Origin of the sequence: Roseovarius sp. D22-M7 (assembly GCF_037083785.1) — a bacterium.
In the GTDB taxonomy this organism is placed as follows: domain Bacteria; phylum Pseudomonadota; class Alphaproteobacteria; order Rhodobacterales; family Rhodobacteraceae; genus Roseovarius.
The window spans coordinates 1-16,172 of record NZ_JBAPKY010000030.1 but is presented as its reverse complement, the minus strand read 5'-3'; the positions used below and the strand labels follow the sequence as shown (position 1 = coordinate 16,172).

At 65.8% G+C, this 16,172-nt stretch carries 15 protein-coding genes and 2 pseudogenes; 8 read left to right on the top strand and 9 right to left on the bottom strand.

The annotated features are described in order from the left end of the window. Position 1 precedes the first annotated feature (1 nt). From V8324_RS13650 to V8324_RS13615, 8 genes and pseudogenes are all read left to right on the top strand, one after another. Positions 2–1,885 (top strand): nitric oxide reductase activation protein NorD, encoded by a 1,884-nt coding sequence (locus V8324_RS13650; protein WP_336420481.1) that lies wholly within the window; start codon positions 2–4, stop codon positions 1,883–1,885. 1 nt (position 1,886) lies between these two features. Further along, positions 1,887–2,063: a protein NnrT gene (locus tag V8324_RS13645; protein WP_336420480.1), complete on the top strand. Its 177-nt coding sequence runs from the start codon at positions 1,887–1,889 to the stop codon at positions 2,061–2,063. Beyond that, positions 2,060–2,308, top strand: coding sequence for an NnrT protein (locus tag V8324_RS13640; RefSeq protein ID WP_336420479.1), 249 nt, complete (start codon positions 2,060–2,062; stop codon positions 2,306–2,308). The genes V8324_RS13645 and V8324_RS13640 overlap by 4 nt, the downstream gene beginning before the upstream one ends. 369 nt (positions 2,309–2,677) lie before the next feature. Further along, positions 2,678–2,836, top strand: a complete 159-nt coding sequence (locus V8324_RS13635) for a hypothetical protein (protein WP_336420478.1) — start codon at positions 2,678–2,680, stop codon at positions 2,834–2,836. A 437-nt stretch (positions 2,837–3,273) separates the two neighbouring features. Further along, the gene (locus V8324_RS13630) at positions 3,274–3,486 is read left to right on the top strand and encodes a flavodoxin domain-containing protein (RefSeq protein ID WP_336420477.1); all 213 of its coding nucleotides are present in this window, start codon (positions 3,274–3,276) and stop codon (positions 3,484–3,486) included. 186 nt (positions 3,487–3,672) lie between these two features. Continuing rightward, the gene (locus V8324_RS13625) at positions 3,673–4,980 is read left to right on the top strand and encodes an efflux RND transporter periplasmic adaptor subunit (RefSeq protein ID WP_336420476.1); all 1,308 of its coding nucleotides are present in this window, start codon (positions 3,673–3,675) and stop codon (positions 4,978–4,980) included. After that, complete coding sequence (locus tag V8324_RS13620) at positions 4,977–8,072, top strand: efflux RND transporter permease subunit (protein WP_336420475.1); 3,096 nt, start codon at positions 4,977–4,979, stop codon at positions 8,070–8,072. The genes V8324_RS13625 and V8324_RS13620 overlap by 4 nt, the downstream gene beginning before the upstream one ends. 210 nt (positions 8,073–8,282) lie before the next feature. Further along, positions 8,283–8,793, top strand: a pseudogene (locus V8324_RS13615) (IS630 family transposase); the annotation flags it as partial. 141 nt (positions 8,794–8,934) lie between these two features. Here the strand turns inward: V8324_RS13615 and hemN are convergent. The 9 genes and pseudogenes from hemN to V8324_RS13570 form a co-directional block, all read right to left on the bottom strand. Further along, positions 8,935–10,290 carry an oxygen-independent coproporphyrinogen III oxidase gene (gene hemN, locus V8324_RS13610; RefSeq protein WP_336420474.1) on the bottom strand — a complete coding sequence of 452 codons (1,356 nt, stop codon included), beginning with the start codon at positions 10,288–10,290 and terminating at the stop codon, positions 8,935–8,937. Positions 10,291–10,518: 228 nt separating this feature from the next. Then, entirely contained in the window at positions 10,519–11,010 is a 492-nt protein-coding gene (locus V8324_RS13605) for a cytochrome c (RefSeq protein WP_336420473.1), read from the bottom strand. A gap of 309 nt (positions 11,011–11,319) precedes the next feature. Then, complete coding sequence (locus V8324_RS13600) at positions 11,320–11,841, bottom strand: DUF2478 domain-containing protein (protein ID WP_336420472.1); 522 nt, start codon at positions 11,839–11,841, stop codon at positions 11,320–11,322. Positions 11,842–11,852: 11 nt separating this feature from the next. Further along, the gene (locus V8324_RS13595) at positions 11,853–13,133 is read right to left on the bottom strand and encodes a molybdopterin molybdotransferase MoeA (protein ID WP_336420471.1); all 1,281 of its coding nucleotides are present in this window, start codon (positions 13,131–13,133) and stop codon (positions 11,853–11,855) included. Continuing rightward, on the bottom strand, positions 13,130–13,747 hold the full coding sequence (locus tag V8324_RS13590) for a carbonic anhydrase (protein ID WP_336420470.1): 618 nt from the start codon (positions 13,745–13,747) through the stop codon (positions 13,130–13,132). The genes V8324_RS13595 and V8324_RS13590 overlap by 4 nt, the downstream gene beginning before the upstream one ends. Continuing rightward, complete coding sequence (locus V8324_RS13585; protein ID WP_336420469.1) at positions 13,737–14,312, bottom strand: hemerythrin domain-containing protein; 576 nt, start codon at positions 14,310–14,312, stop codon at positions 13,737–13,739. The genes V8324_RS13590 and V8324_RS13585 overlap by 11 nt, the downstream gene beginning before the upstream one ends. Before the next feature lie 20 nt (positions 14,313–14,332). Then, positions 14,333–15,127: a peptidylprolyl isomerase gene (locus V8324_RS13580; protein ID WP_336420468.1), complete on the bottom strand. Its 795-nt coding sequence runs from the start codon at positions 15,125–15,127 to the stop codon at positions 14,333–14,335. Positions 15,128–15,132: 5 nt separating this feature from the next. Further along, positions 15,133–15,912, bottom strand: coding sequence for a respiratory nitrate reductase subunit gamma (narI, locus tag V8324_RS13575; protein WP_336420467.1), 780 nt, complete (start codon positions 15,910–15,912; stop codon positions 15,133–15,135). Positions 15,913–15,923: 11 nt separating this feature from the next. After that, a pseudogene (locus V8324_RS13570) lies at positions 15,924–16,172 on the bottom strand (nitrate reductase molybdenum cofactor assembly chaperone); the annotation flags it as partial.

The window sequence follows — 16,172 nt, the reverse complement described above, 5'->3', positions numbered from 1 at the left end:
GATGCACCTGCTCGACCTGATGGAGCCCGAGGAAACCGTCGGCAATATCTGGCACGACATGGCCAGCCGGATCGGCGCTGAGGTGAGCTATCCGGACGCCGCCATCGCGCTCGCCTCCGTGCGGCCCAGCCTCGCCATCCTGTTCCGCGCCCTGGGCGGCGCGCCGGGTGTCGAATTGGCCGAGGTCGCGCCGACGCTCGCTCGCCACCGCCGCCCCCTGCGCCGCAAGCTGGGGGCGGAGCGGGACCGCGAATGGGTGGCAAGTTTTGATGGCGAGCGGCTCGCCCTGCCGCCGTTCATAGCCGCGTTTCCCGACCCCGCGCTCAACCGCGCCGCCTATTTCTGGCTGGCCGCGATGGCCGCAACATCCGCGCCCGGTGCGATGGAGCTGCCGCCCGAAGGCCCGGCGCAGGACGCGGCCCAGATCCGCGCCAACATGGCGGCCTGCGAGGCGGTCCGCGCGGCCTGCCCGGGATTGCGCGAGGCCTACACGCTGATGGCCCGGCACTGTCTCGCGGCCCGCCCCGTTGTCGTGCGCCCGTCGCCCGAGGCGCGCATCGAGCAGGCCATCCGCGATCAGCTCTGCGGCAGCGATTCCGTGCTCGACACCGTGCCCTCCGGTCGCGACCACATGCCGTTCGCGCCGGTGCCGATCTGGCTGCGGTTTGCCGACAGCTCCTCGGGACAGTCCGCGGACGAGGATCAGATCGATCTCGCCGCACCGCCGCCCGGCGCCGCCCGCACCACGCGCAAGTTGGGAAATCGCAAGGATCAGGACCAGCATACCCGCAAGGACAGCTTCATCCTCCACCGCTTCGAATCGATCCTGTCCTGGGTGGAGTCGATGAATATCAACCGCAGTATCGACGATGATGATGACGAGAACGCCCAGAAGGCCGCCGAGGACCAGGACGAGATCACCCTGTCAAAACAGGACCGCAAGGCGGCCACGCGCCTGCGCCTGCATCTGGACCTGTCGCCCGCGGACGCCGACCATGAAGCGCTGGCCGGGGAACATACATACCCGGAATGGAACCACCGCGCGCGCAGCTACATGCCGGATCATTGCCGCGTTCTGGAGGCGCCCGCTCGCCCCGAGGGCCCGCCCTTCGTGCCGGATGAGCGCCGGATGCGCGAGGTGCGCCGCCAGTTCGAAGCGCTACGACCGCGCCGCATCCTGCAACCGCGCCAGGTCGACGGCACCGAGCTTGACCTCGATGCGCTGCTGACCGCGCGGGCCGACCTCATGGCCACCGGTCGCGGCTCCGACCGGATCTGGCAATCGGCGCGGCAGACCGAGCGCGACCTGTCGGTGGCGTTCCTGATCGACACGTCCCGGTCGACCGAGGCGGCCATCGGCGATACCTCGGTGATCGAGGTGGCGCGCGAAGCGATGGCGGCGCTGGCGGGCGGCATCGACACGGCAGGCGACCGGCTGGGCATCTGGGGCTTTTCCTCGCTGCGCCGCGACCGGGTTTTCCTGACCCGCTGCAAGGCATTCAGGGAGCCCATGTCGCCCGATACCATCGCCAATGTCGGCGCGTTGAAACCCGGCCACTACACCCGTCTCGGGGCCGCTATCCGCCACGTCAGTTCCCGGTTGGCCGACGAGCCGAGCACGCGCAAGCTGCTGGTCGTGCTGACCGACGGCAAGCCCAACGACCTTGACCATTATGAGGGTCAGCACGGTATCGAGGACAGCCACATGGCCGTGCGCGAGGCCCGCAACGCCGGCCACAGCCTGCACGGCATCGTCATCGACGAGGACGGGCAGGACTGGTTCGCCCGGATCTTCGGGCGCGGCGGGTTCACCTTGCTGCCCGATCCGGAGCGCCTGACCCGGGCGCTGCCCGATATCTATCGCACCCTGACACAGGAGACCTGACATGCGCCGACTTGTGCTTCCCTTGCCCGCACTGCTTGCATCGCCCGTCCTGGCTGAAGAGTTCGACCGGCCGATTCCGCAGGCGCAATCCGCCACCGCCGAAATCTGGTACGCCGTGGCCTGCCTCGCCCTTGTCGTCGCCATGATCGCTGTGCAGCGGCTGGTCTCCCGCCGATGATCCGGCAGGGCTGGTCCACGCGAAAGATCGCCCTTGCGCTCTACCCGTTCGGGGCCGGGGCGGCGGCGGTCAACGTGTTCTTCGCCTCGCTGATCTTCAGCTGGGTTGGCGGGCCAGTCGCCTCGACCGAATGGTCGATCGGGCTTGGCTGCCTGATCGGGGCACCGGCGACATGGTATTTCGCCCGGCACATCCGGGCGCTCATGGATACGGCTGACGCGGGAACCGATCCCGCCGGAGACTGACCACCACACGGACATCGGCAGAGTAAATGCGCACCTGGCAGGGACCCGCGCTCTTCAGCTACGGGGTCCGGCCCTTCTTCCTGTTCGGGTCTGGCTGGGCTGCGCTGGCGATGGTGCTGCTTGCCTGCCCTCGGGGTCATGATCGGCGTCGATCACAACCCCGTCCAAGGTAAAAATTTCGGTTCTATTTCAAGTTTTTGGGCTCTTGTCTACTTGGGTCAAGATTGGGCGCATCAACACATGGTTGACACCCTACTCTTTATCAAATCTGGGCATCATCGACGATATTCAACCTTAATGGGTATTTGCAATACCTAATAAAAGGGCTATGCTCTTGATCGAAGATTCAATTAGCAAGGAGTGAACGCGATGACTAAGCTGTCCGAAGCATTTCTGTGGCCCGGAACGAAAGCGTGCGAACGTCTGGGTGTAGACCCCGAGGGAGAGGCAGGTCTTATCCGCTGGATGGTCAATACGCTGGTCTATCTGGTGATCAGCCTGATTATTGTCTGGATGCTCGTGGTGTGAGCACGCGGGCCACGCTTCCGTATAAAAGTGGCAGCAGGAACCGTGACCTCCACCGAAAATCGTGGTCTCACAGTTGCGCAGATCTGGCCCCGCACCGGTTACCAAGCCGTATGTCACAGGCGAGGATAGTGTCCCACGCCATTACGGTGGGGTGGGGCGCTTGCGGCTCGACGCGTTTGTCCTGTGATACTGCCAAGATAGCGAACCTTTGCGCCGGGCTTGCATCGCGGCGATCCTCGGCCCGGATCCGGATTTGACATGTCTCGAGACCTCCAGATTGGATATCGGCTTTTCTATACACATGTGCCCCGGACAAAGAGATCAACAATGACCGTCCTAATCGTCTATGCGACCCAAGAAGGCCAGACAGCCAGGATCGCGCGCTTTGTCGAGGTCGAACTGTGCAATGCCGGGCACGATACGCGTGTCGTGGATGTATGGACGAAACCATCGAAATCAGCCTCGATGGAATCGATACCTTGATCCTCGCCGCGCCGGTGCACGAACATCGCCATCCCGAACGGTTCGAAAAGTTCGTGGCAACTCACCGCGATGCGCTCGATTCTGGCTGGACGCCCATGCTTTCGGTCAGCTTGTCCGCAACGTTCCCGAAGGCCTGGAAGAGGATACGGCAGCAGCGAAACGACTGACGGCGATTCCCATAACCCGCTTAGCCGAGCATTCTCCGACGCATGACGGCCGCCTGCAGCCTCGGCCCGGACCGCACCCGTGACCCGGGATGCATGCGCACAGCGGCTGAGGGTGTGTTGTGCTTTCGTCCAAAGAGTGGGATCTATCCTTTTGCCGGTGGCCACGCGACGAAAAGGTGATGGATCATGAAGCTCTGGCGCATGTTGCGACTTCTGCCACCTGTCGTCCTTGGCATCGGCGGTGCGATCTGGCTTGTCTCGACCGCCGCGCCGCCTGCGCAGACCGACCGACAGGAGCGCGAGGTCTCGGCGCGCACCATCATAGCCGAGGCACGACCGATTGCCCCCGTGTTGCGCGGCTACGGTACCGTGCGGGCGGCGCAGAGCTGGCAGGCGGTGGCCGAGGTCGCAGGCGCGGTGACCTTTCGCCATCCCGAGCTTGAGACCGGCAACATGATTTCCGCGGGCACACATGTGCTCGAAATCGATAGAGGCCGCTACGAGACGACCCTCAAGGAGGCCGAGGCGGATCTGACCGCCCTGCGGACCGAAGGCCGGCAGATCGCACAGGAGGCCGAGAACACCCGCCTGATCCTGGAAATAGAACGGGACCGGCTGGCCCTTGCCGAATCCGATCTGGTCCGTGTGCGGACGCTCGCCGAACAGGGCACGGTCCCGCAGGCGCGGCTGGACGAGCAGACACGCGCCACCCTGTCGTTGCGCCGTACGGTGCAGGAGCTTGAGAACACGCTGGCCCTGATCCCGGTGCGCCGCGCGCGTCTCGATGCGCAGATCGCGCGCGCCGACGCGGCCAAGGCCCGTGCCGAACGGGATCTGCGCATGACCCGGATCGATACGCCTTTTGATTTGCGGGTGGGGGATGTGCATGTGGAGCAGCATCAATACGTGACCGGCGGTCAGCCCCTGATCCAGGCCGATGGCATCGCGCGGGCGGAAATCGTGGCGCAGATGTCCCTCGACAGCTTTCCGCGTCTGATGGGCGCCGCCGCACCCGACGGCATGCGGTTCGACGCGAGCAGACGCGACGCGATACTCGACCGGATCACCGCCGAAGTGCGGCTGGTGTCGGATCCCGATCAGGTCTGGCGCGGACGGATCATCCGTGTCGAGAACGGTCTCGATCCGCAGGCCCGGTCGGTTCCGGCCGTGATCGCGGTGGACGCGCCCTACGAGGGGGCGAACCCGCCAACCCGCCTGCCGCTGGTGCCGAACATGTATGTCGAGGTCACCTTGACGGGGCCGGCTGGCGAGCCGGTCATCGTGCTGCCCGCAGCGGCGGTGCATGGCGGTGATACCGTCTATCTGCGCAACGCCGACGGGCGCCTCGAACTTCGCGAGGTGACCGTGGCCTGGACACAGTCGGGCGAGAGCGTGATCGCCGCGGGCATCACCGCTGGCGACGAGGTGATCCTCGACGACATCGTGCCCGCATTGCCCGGGTTGCGCGTGGTCGTGGCGGAGCCACCCGAATGATCGCCTGGTTCGTTCGTCACCCGACCGCGGCCAACCTTCTGCTGGTTCTCATCGTGGCGGCGGGCATCATGGCCGCCCCGACCCTCAAGCGCGAGACCTTTCCTGATTTCCGCGACACCGAGGCCGAGATTTCCGTGATCTATCGCGGCGCCACGGCCACCGAGGTGGAGGACGCGATCTGTCGCCGCATCTGGGACGCGGTGGACGCCGTCGAACACCTGCAGGAACTGACCTGCACCGCACAGGAAAACGTTGCCCGCGCCGTGGCGACCATGGCGCCGGGCGGGGATGCGGGCCGCTTTGTCACCGATCTGCGCACCGAGATTTCGGCCGTCGACGATTTCCCCGAAGAGGCCGACCCGGCCATCGTGCGGCAATTGCACCGCTCGGATGCCGTGGCCTCGGTGGCCGTGGCCGGTGACATGCCGCCCGCGCAGCTCGAACTCTATGCCGCGGACCTGCAGGACAGGCTCGCCGCGCTGCCGGATGTTGCAGAGGTCGGCATGACCGGGTTTGGCGAACGTCAATACCGGATCACGGTGGTCCGCGCCGTGCTGCTGCAGCACGGGCTGACCGTCTCGGATCTCGCCACCCGGATCAGCGCGCAAAGCCTTGACCGCCCCCTCGGCAGCCTCGAGACCGGCGCCCGGGACATATCCCTGCGCCTCGCCGAGGAGCGCCGCAGCCCCGAGGCACTGGCCCGCATCGTCGTCCTGTCGCGGCCCAACGGGGCGGAACTGACCCTCGGGCAGATCGCCTCGATCGAGGAGACCTACACCCCCGAGGAGGAGCGCGCCTATCTCGACGGGCAGCGGGCCGCGTTCCTGCAGGTCGATAAGTCCCTTGGGTCGGACGCCTTGCGGGTCTTCGACGCGGTGCAGGCGCTGGTCACCGCGGAACGCGACCGCCTGCCGCCGGCAATCCGCATCGAGGTTGTCCAGGACATGACCAGCATCGTGCGCGACCGTCTGACGATGCTGGTCCAGAACGGGGTGATCGGGCTGATCCTCGTGGTCGGTGTGATGAGCCTGTTCTTTCGTCCCGGCTATGCGATCTGGGCCGCGCTCGGGCTGCCGGTCGCCTTCCTGGGGGCTTTCGTCGTGATGGCCGTGACCGGGCTGTCGCTCAACATGATCACGCTGGTCGCGCTGCTCATGGCCATCGGGATCGTCATGGACGATTCCATCGTGATCTCGGATGCCATCGCGGATGAGGCCCGAAACGGCGCTTCGCGGATCGAGGCCGCGATCGCGGGAACGAGACGTGTCTTGCCGGGGGTGCTGTCCTCTTTTGCGACCACCGTGGCGATCTTCGCGCCGCTGTCGTTCCTGTCGGGAGATCTGGGCGCGGTGCTCGAGGTGCTGCCCGTGGTCCTGATCGCTGCCCTCGCCGCGAGCCTGATCGAGGCTTTCTGGGTCTTGCCGCATCATCTGTCGCACGGGCTGAAATCGGCAGAGCGCCCGCAATCGAGGTTTCGCGCCGGGTTCGAGCGGGGCTTCGACCGGATACGCGACCGCGGGCTTGGCCGCCTCGTCGACGCGGCCGTGACATGGCGGTATCTGGTGACCGGCCTGACGCTGGCCGCGATGATCGTGACCGTCGGCCTGCTGCGCGGCGGGCACGTGCAGCGCGAGGCCTTGCCCGATATCGACGGGGACGTGCTGGAGGCGCGCATCCTCATGCCGCAGGGCACGCCGTTGCAACGAACCGAAGAGGTCGCGGCCCGCGTCACGGCGGCCCTGGACGTGGTCGACCAGAGGCTGTCGCCGATGCAGCCCGAAGGCGCGGCACTGGTCCAAACGGTTCAGACCATCTTCAACAGGAACGCCAGCGCCGGAGAGGCCGGCCCGCATGTCGCGACGATATCGGCTGATCTGCTGGGCGCAGAGCGGCGCGCGACCACCCTCGACGAACTGATCGCCGCGTGGCGCGCGGAAATCGGCAAGGTACCCGGCGCGATCGCAATCACCCTGACCGAGCCGGGCATCGGCCCGCAGGGCAGGGCCGTCGAGATCCGTCTTTCCGGATCGGACCTGCGCGCTCTCGAACAGGCCGGAAACCGGTTGGTGGCCGAGCTCGAGACCTATGACGGTGTCTACAATGCCATGCACGATCTGCGCCCGGGGCGCCCCGAATTGCGCCTGACACTGGCCGATGGCGCCACCGGTCTGGGGCTGACGGGGCGCGATCTTGCCGACCAGGTGGGGGCCGCCTTCCTCGGCCGGATCGTCATGACGGTGCAGGACGGCGACATCGCCCATGAGATCGAGATCGAACAGGCCCTGACGGATCGCAGCACGCTGGAAGATCTGACCACCTTCGAGATACGCCTGCCCGACGGCACGCGCACACCGCTCGCCACGATCGCGCGGATCGACGAGGGCCGGGGCTGGGGCAGCATCGCCCATGTCGATGGCAGGCGCACCGTGACGATCGCCGCCGATGTGGACGGGCGCATCAGCAATGCCGATGCCATCGTCAGCGATGTGACCACCGGGTTTTTGCCGGATCTTGCCCGCGAATTCCCGGATGTCTCCGTCGCCATCGAAGGCCAGAACGCGAATTCCGCCGAAACCATGGGGTCCATCCTTCGCGGGTTCCTGATCGGGCTGGTGGGGATCTATGTCGTCCTGTCCTTCCAGTTCCGCAGTTATGTCGAGCCGGTCATCGTCATGCTGACAATTCCGCTGGCTCTGGTGGGTGTGGTTCTGGGGCATCTGCTGATGGGCTACAACATCTCGATGCCGTCGATCATGGGGGCGGCATCGCTGGCCGGGATCGTGGTCAACAACGCCATTCTTCTGGTGCAGGTGATCAAGCGCCGCATCGGCGAGGGAACCCTTGCAACCGAGGCCGCCGGACTGGCCAGCCGCGATCGCTTTCGGCCCATCGTGGTCTCGGTCTCGACCACGCTCATGGGCCTCGCGCCCTTGCTGCTGGAAACCAGCACGCAGGCGCAGACGGTAAAACCGTTGGTGATCTCGGTGGTCTTCGGTCTGTTCAGTGCAACCGTGCTGGTCCTGCTGGTCCTGCCCGCCTTCTACGCCATCCTCGATGATCTCCGGCCAAGCCGCCGATCGCAGGAGACATGAAACCAGAACGCGTGGGCGCGGCACGTACTGGCCGATCAAGAACGTCTCCGACGATTTTCTCATGCTTTCGAGGATCCGCCAGAAACGCGGTAGGGGCTTTCCGGGGGAGAGAGCCCGATCGATCCCTACCTATGCAACAGCGATAGCGAGACAGCGCGCTTAGTGCCCGATTTCAACCGGGCTGGAAAAGGTGGCTCAGGCCTTCCGCAAGGCACTGCAATAGAGGTCTGGTTCCACGACGAGGCGCGCGTAGGTCGGGAATGCAAGATCACGCGCCGGTGGGCGACACGCGGAACACGCCCCTCGGCGCCGCATGATCAGCGCACCATCTCAAGCCATGTCTTCGGGGCTATCTGCCCGGCCCTGGGCAAGGGCGAAGGGCTTGTCCTGGCGGTCTGCAATACCGACGCGATGACCCTGCATCTTGCCGAAATCGCCCGAACCGTGGCGCCGGGTGCCCATGCCGTCGTGCTCATGGATCGGGCCGGTTGGCATATGACCGGCGCGCTCGTCATGCCCGAAAATATCTGCGTCCTCCCGCTGACGGCCAAATGTTCCGGAACTCGACGCCGTCGAAAACATCTGGCAATTCATGCGCGATAATTGGCGCTCCAACCGCATCTTCGAGTCCTATGATGAGATCCTCGATCATTGCTGTGCCGCGTGGAACAAACTGACCAGCCAGCCCGACCGCATCGCCTCCATCGGATGCCGCCAATAGGCACAAGAGTTCTGATCCGTGCAGGTTGGTATAAGGGCAGTCACGCATCACGCGTGACTTCCGCAACCACGCCGCCTGACATTTTCGATGAACGAAACTGTCCTGAAGGTCATGCGGACCGATCTCAGTCCCGGTCAAGATTCAGGATGCACGGGAATACGTCATACGATCCGGAACGTGTTGGTCGAATTCGGCGGCGATCATGCGCGTCAGTGGTCGGCCCTTCTGCGTGATTTCGAGCTGATGCTTCTGCAGTCGCACGACCCCGTCATACTTGGCGGCGATGCGGGTGAGGGTGTCCGAAAGGGTCTTGGCGCGCGGTCCGCATTCCGCCTGAAGAGCGTCAAGATCGATCATGAAGTCACACATCAGGAGTTCAATGGCGCGTGCGCGCAGCCGGTCCTCGTCGGTCAGGGCATAGCCCCGCGATCCGGCGAACCCACCCGCCTCGATCCGCTGGATATAGGCCGCCGTCGCAGGGGCATTCTGCACATAGCCCGCCGGAAAGCGCGAGATCGATGAGGCCCCGAGACCGATCAGTGTCTGACAGGTATCCGCTGTGTAGCCTTGGAAATTGCGCCGTAGCCGCCCGGTTCTGAGGGCCGTGTCGAGCGCGTCGCCCGGGCGGGCGAAGTGATCTATGCCGATCGCCGTCAGCCCGGCTTCGGCGAATTGCGCCGCGGCGAGGGTCGCAAGCCGGTAGCGCGCCATGTCATCGGGCAGCGCAGCCTCGTCGATCAGCTTTTGTCGCCTGGACACCCAGGGCACATGCGCATAGCCGAAGAGGGCCACCCGATCCGGTGCAAAGCTGCGCACCTTGGCGATTGTATCGGTGATCCGCTCCGGTGTCTGATGCGGCAGCCCGTAGACGAGATCGGTGTTCAGCGACGTGATCCCGGCCGCGCGCAAGTCATCGACGCAGGCTTGCGTGACGTCGAACGGTTGAATCCGGCCGATCGCGGCCTGCACCTCGGGGTCGAAATCCTGAATGCCGATGGAGGCGCGGGTCATGCCCTCGGCGGCAAGCGCCTCGATCTTGGCGCGATCGACCATCGTCGGGTCGATCTCGACAGAGAATTCGAACCCGTCCTCCGGCGGAAACACCGCGCGGATCGCGCGCGCCAGGCGATGGATCAGCGGCGGCGGCAGGATCGTCGGCGTGCCGCCGCCCCAATGCAGCCGCCCCATGCGAAGCCCGGCAGGCACCGTGCGCCGCATCAGATCAAGCTCCGCCTCAAGTGTGGCGATATAGGCCTCGACCGGGCCGAGCGTCCGGGTCCCCTGGGTGTGGCAGGCGCAGAACCAGCACAGGCGTTCGCAAAACGGGATGTGGATGTAGACCGACACAGGCACATCCGGATCGAGACCGTGGAGTGCCTCCTGCTGAAACTCTGCCCCGGTCTGCGGTGTGAAGACCGCCGCCGTCGGATATGACGTGTAGCGCGGCACGCGCGCGTCGAAGAGGCCAAGCTCTCTGAGGGTCTGAATATGTTCCATAACTTTATCTTGCGGCCGGAACGACAACACGACTTTGTTGCAGATCAAACTGGTCGCGGAAATTTGCGTCCATCTGGCCCACGAAAAATGACCCGCTGGTGTCGGCAGTATTAGAGTGCGCCGGAGAACAAGATCAGCAACGCAGATGCCGAGGCAGATCCGCAGGTAGCCCGCAGTTCATCTGCAAAAGGTAGAGAATCGGCTATGCATTGCGCAAGCGCAAAGTCTCTATTCCGCGAGCATGGGAAAGCGATCCGTCGCATAGCGCGCATGACAGGCGGTGCAGGCCTCGATCATTCGACCGAATTCCGCAAGCTGCAAATCGCTGTCACCATCGCGTGCCGCTTTGGCAAGCCCTGCTGCAAGGTTATGAAAGGCCCGATCTTGCGCCACGAAATCGTCCGGCACCGCAGCCATCAGAGCCTGCTTGTCCTGTGGCGTCATTTCCTGCTTAAGGATAAAACTGTCATGGATATTCTGTGCAAGCTCTGCGACACGCGCGTCATTGCCGGCAATCAGTGCCGACAAGATCTCCCGGCTGGCGTCTTCGACGGCGCGCATTTCCGTGCGCAGCAGATCCTGAAGTTTCGGCGTGAGGTTCGGAGAAACCGGTTGCGTCTCCTGTGCCTCCGCCAACGGCCCGGTCAGGGAACCGGCGACCACCGCCAAACAGGCGAGAATGATGTGACGGAACGTCCTCTTTCTGGTACATTTTGTCATGTGGCGCGTCCTTGTTCCTGATCCTTGCATCGATCCGGTCCGGTTGCCGGTTCGGCGCAGCGGCATGCCGAACCCCTTGAAGAGCCTTGTCTTGCGAATTTCGCGACGCCCCGCGACCAGAAGACGGTGTTCCGAGCACCGTCGCGAAAGTAATGACCGGATGATGAATGACTGCGCCCGTCCATTACAAGCGCTCCCGAGATGCCTGCAACATGACCGCACCCGCTCACATGCTCAGAAAATCCGGGAGCCGAAGGGGCATCCAAAACATGCATGCCGATTCACACCGCACGATTCATGAGGACATGCTCAGGCATCCGCGAGCCGTGCGCGCACCATGTCCAAAACCCAGTCGGCAAGCGCGCCGCGCTTGGGTGGCAGGTGAATGGCGAGCCCCTCGGCGAAGTCCTCGAACGCCTTCCGGTTCAGCGCATTGACACCGACAAGAACGGGCAGGTCCATGTCAACGGCCTGGGCGATCACGGCCCGGAACCCCCGCCCCTCTGCTTCATGCTTTCCGAACTTGTTGATGATGAGCAGATCGGCACCGGCGGCAAGACGAGACTCGACCAGCCCGACCGCGACCTCGAGAGCCGCTGGATCGAGCCGGCAGCCGCGTGCGGACGGGCCGAGGCTCTGGCTGATGCGCAGGACAGGGCCATCGGGCAGAACGCGGACATCCATGTCGCACGGGCCTTCATCCGCAGGCTCGGTGTTGATCTGGACGGTGCCGCAGCACCGCAAACCCCGGTTGGAGAGGTTCGCGGCGAGCCCTTCGAGGATCAGGTCCGTGTTACCGCGCCCCGGTGCAATGGTATAGGCAAGCGTCATATCAAGGGTCCTTACATTTGCCGCAAGGGCTGGAAATCGACGAGCGCGCCGGCTGGCAGATCCTCGACCTCGGCGGGCAGGAAGATCAGGCCGTCGGCGCGCGGCAGCCCACCGACGCGGCCCGAATGGATGGCATCGTCGAAGGTGACGATCTCGCGGCCCGCGGCGTCGAACCCGACGCGTGTCGCAAGACGCAGCTCACACCGCCCCGGCTTGCGGCCGAGGCGCCGCGCGGTGACCGCATGGCGGCGGGCCGGTCCGCCCGCCGTTTCGCCTGTCAGTGCCCTGGCCAGAGCTGTGCCGAAAACCTGCCAGGTGACGAAGGCCGATAGCGGATTGCCCGGCAGGCCAAGCCATACCGCATTCCCGAGGCGCCCGAACGACACCGGCTTGCCGGGCTTGATCGCGACACCGCTGAAAAGGAGCTCCGCCCCGAGGCGCGCCAGCGCCGGTTTCACATGATCCGCGTCGCCGACCGAGATCCCGCCGGTGGTGACGACCAGATCGGCATGGGCGGCCATGTCGGCCAGTTGGCGGGTGAGGCCCTCGGGATTGTCGGCGCCCTGACCTGTCGCGACCAGATCGAGCCCCGCCCGGGTCAGGGCGGCGGCCAGCATCGGCGTGTTGACGTCCCAGATCTGCGCATCCGACCGAGCCGCCCCCACGTTGCGGACCTCGTCGCCGGTGACCAGCAGTGCGACGCGCGGGCGCGGGCGAACGCGCACGACCCCGGCACCTGCGGCGGCGCAGGCGGCGATCTCTGGCGGGCCAAGGCGGCATCCGGCGTCGAGTACGCGGGTGCCGGCCCCCATGTCGCTGCCGGCGCGTCTGATATTCGACCCTGCCGCGGGGCGCGCGTCGAGGCGGATGTGATCCCCGTCGCGGGTGACGGCTTCCTGCATCACCACGGCATCGGCACCGTCGGGGATCGGGGCACCGGTGAGGATGCGGGCCGCCGCGACGCCGCAGAGAGGGTCCGGCGCGCCCTGACCCGCCTGGATGCGCTGCACGACCGGCAGCAGCCACGGACCGCGTCCCGTCAGGGCAGACGTCATGACCGCGTAGCCATCCATCGCCGCGTTGTCGAAAGGCGGCGCCATGCATTGCGAATACACCGTTTGGGCGAGGATACGATCCGACGCCTCGGCCAGGGCGACCGCCTGTGTGCCGTCAGCCGGAGGCACATGGGCCGCGATGACGGCCAGCGCCTGATCGATTGTGATCAACGTCTTCGCCACATCCCGGGCGTCGCAGCCGCATCCCGAAGGTGCGATGGCATGATGGATCGTCATTGTGATGTCTTCCCTTCGAAATGCCCCGGCCCCAGACTGCAATCGAGGTCGCGAAGACGGCCGTCCTTCAACCCGTAGATCAAACCATGCACGCGGAGATCCGCACCGCCGGCCCATGCCTTTTGCAGGATCGGGGTCTCTGCCACGCGGCGCACGCCTTCGACGACGTTGAATTCGGCCAGCCGGTCGCGCCGATGCTCCATATCGGCTTCCCTGCCGAGGTCGACGGCATAGGCGCGCGCCAGCCGCCGGATCGGTTCCAGCCAGTGATCGGCCAACCCGTGCGGCAGGGTCTCTGTCGCGGCCTTGACGCCACCGCATCCGTAATGGCCGCAGACGATGATTTCGCGCACGGCCAGCGCCTCGACGGCGAATTCCAGCGCCGAAAGCAGGTTCATATCCGACGAATGCACCACGTTGGCCACGTTGCGGTGGACGAAGACCTCACCGGGATCGAGCCCGGCGACCACGTTCGCCGGCACCCGGCTGTCCGAACAGCCGATCCAGAAGAATTCTGGGGCCTGCTGGGCGGCAAGGCGGATGAAATATGCGGGGTCCTGCGATGTTTGCTGCGCGGACCAGTCGCGGTTGCGCGACAGAAGGTCAGAAAGCATACGGATCCTCCGGTTCCGGGGTGATCCCGCGCCGCGCCTGCATGCGCAGGGACAGGCTTTGCAGATCGCGGGGGGTGAGCCGGGCGCGGGCCAGCGGCAGAAGAATGGCCTTGACCGCGATCACGTGCCGGCGGGTGTGACGCGTGAAGCGGGCCAGGCAGTCAGCCTCGGGCGCGGTCGGCACGCGCCCGGCCTCGAGGCATGCGCCGAGGATCTCGCGCACCTTCGGCAAACAGTCGCGCACCGCATCGAGGTCGGTCCCGATCCGGTCCAATGCCCGCGCGATGTCATCCTCGGGCGGGCAGCGGCGGCGCAGCAGCGGAAAGAGGTCGTCGGTCTCGTCGCGCAGATGCGCGGCGAGATCGGCGTCGAGAAAGCGCAGCTCCTGCCCTGCCCGGTCGGGGTCCGGCGTTCGGGCCCTCGCGACGCTGTCGAGAGCGTCGCAGATCTCGCGCATGCGGGCCTGGTCCCGGGAGATGACTGCGAGCGGGCAGGCCCAGTGGGCGGGGCCGGTCGGGCCCAGAGGTTTTCCAGGCGAACTTGGATCTCGGGTCGTGGCTGCCATGACCGGCCCTTTCGCGGGGTTCAGATCGGGTCGAGGGTCGCGCCCTGGATGTCGCTTTGGTCGGCGAGGGCGGCGATGAAGGCGCGCGAGGCGGCGGTCCAGGCGGCCTTTTCCAACGCCTGCGCAATTTTCGGCGCGACCGTCTCGGAGGGCAGCACCGCCCCGGGGGCGACCGCGTTCAGCCGGATGATGTGCCAGCCGTGGCGCGTCTGGACGGGTTCCGGCGTGACGGTTTCCGCCGTCAACCCGCGCAGTGCGGCCTCGAATTCCGGCACTGTGTCGCCGGGGCCAAGCTGGCCGAGCGCGCCACCCGCGGATTTCGACCCGCATTCGCTTTCGCGCGCGGCCAGTGCCGCGAACCCCTTGGCGTCCCCGTCGAGCCGCGCGAGCAGCGCCTCGGCGCGGGACCGGGCGGCGGCGCTGCCCTCCTCGTCGCGCGGATCGCAGGCACACAGGATATGCGACACGTCCCACAGCGGCGCCGTGCGGAAGCGCTCGGGATCGCGCGCCCATTCCGCGTGGATCTGCGCCTCGGTCACTTCCGCTGGCTCGACCGCCTCTTCGAGCAATGTCCGGATCGTCGCCTCGTCCTCGGTCTCGAACCGGCCGGGGGCCAGTTCCTGCACCTCGGCCTGCAGGCCCCGACGGGCCGCTTCCTGCAGCAGCAGGGCGCGGATGGTCAGCGCCTGGGCGGCCTTGCGCCAGGCGATGCCGGGCTTGCCCGCGGGGCCGGGATGGTTCTGGGCCTCGGCCGCGATGGCGGCCGGGGCGATGGTTTCACCATTGACGACGACGTCGGGAAAAAGGGCGTTCATCAGGCTCACTCCGCCGGGGTCGTCGTGATCGAGGGGCCCTTCGCCGCCTCGGCGGCGTCATGGGCGCGGCGGCGGTCCTCCAGCGGGCGGTTGCGCCGCGAGCGCACGATCTGGTAGCCGGGGCGCAGGGTGACGTAGCGGATCGGGATCGACAGCATATGCACCAGCCGTGTGAACGGGAACAGCGCCACGATCACCATGCCCAGCACGATATGCACCTTGTAGAGCCAGTGCACGTTCACGACCTCGGCCCATGCGTTGAGCTGAAGGGTCATCACGCTTTGCGACCATGTCATGAACAGCACCATCTTGCCGCCATCCATATGCTCCAGCGTCAGGACGATCGTGCCCATGCCGATGACGATCTGCAGCCACAGGATCGCGAGGATGCCGATATCGGCATAGCTGGAATTAACGCGGATGCGGGGATCGAACAGCCGCCGGTGCAGCAGCATGCTGGCGCCCACGAAGGCCGCGAGCCCGGCCGTCCCGCCGAGGATCACCGCCACCCACTGCTTGAACCCGTAGCTGATGCCGAGGGCATCGAGCACCCAGATCGGCGTGAAGAGCCCGATCAGGTGACCGAAGAACAGCACGATGATGCCCACGTGAAACAGGATCGAGCCCCACATCAGCTGCTTGCGCCGCAAAAGCTGGCTGGAGGAGGATTTCCAGGTGAAGGGATCACGCTCGTAGCGCGCGATGGTCCCGATCAGCGCGACGGCCAGAACCGCATAGGGCAGGATGCCGAAGATCAGGTAGTTGATATCGAAATTTCCGAACATGTCATCTGCTCCTATTCAGCGGCATGCGAGGCACGCTTCGTGCCGGGCGTCGCGGGTTTGGGGTCCATCTGCGCGAGCATGTCGCGCACCTGCGGGCAGCCCGCATTCGGATCGGGGCCGAAGGTGACCTCGGCCTCTTCCCAGACGGCATCGAGCGCCTCGAGGTCGGTGGGATCGTCGTCGGGCTCTGCCAGAAGTTCCGCGACCGCCTCGCTGTCGGCCTGCCCATGCGCAAGCTGGATCAGCGCCGGGAAAAGCGG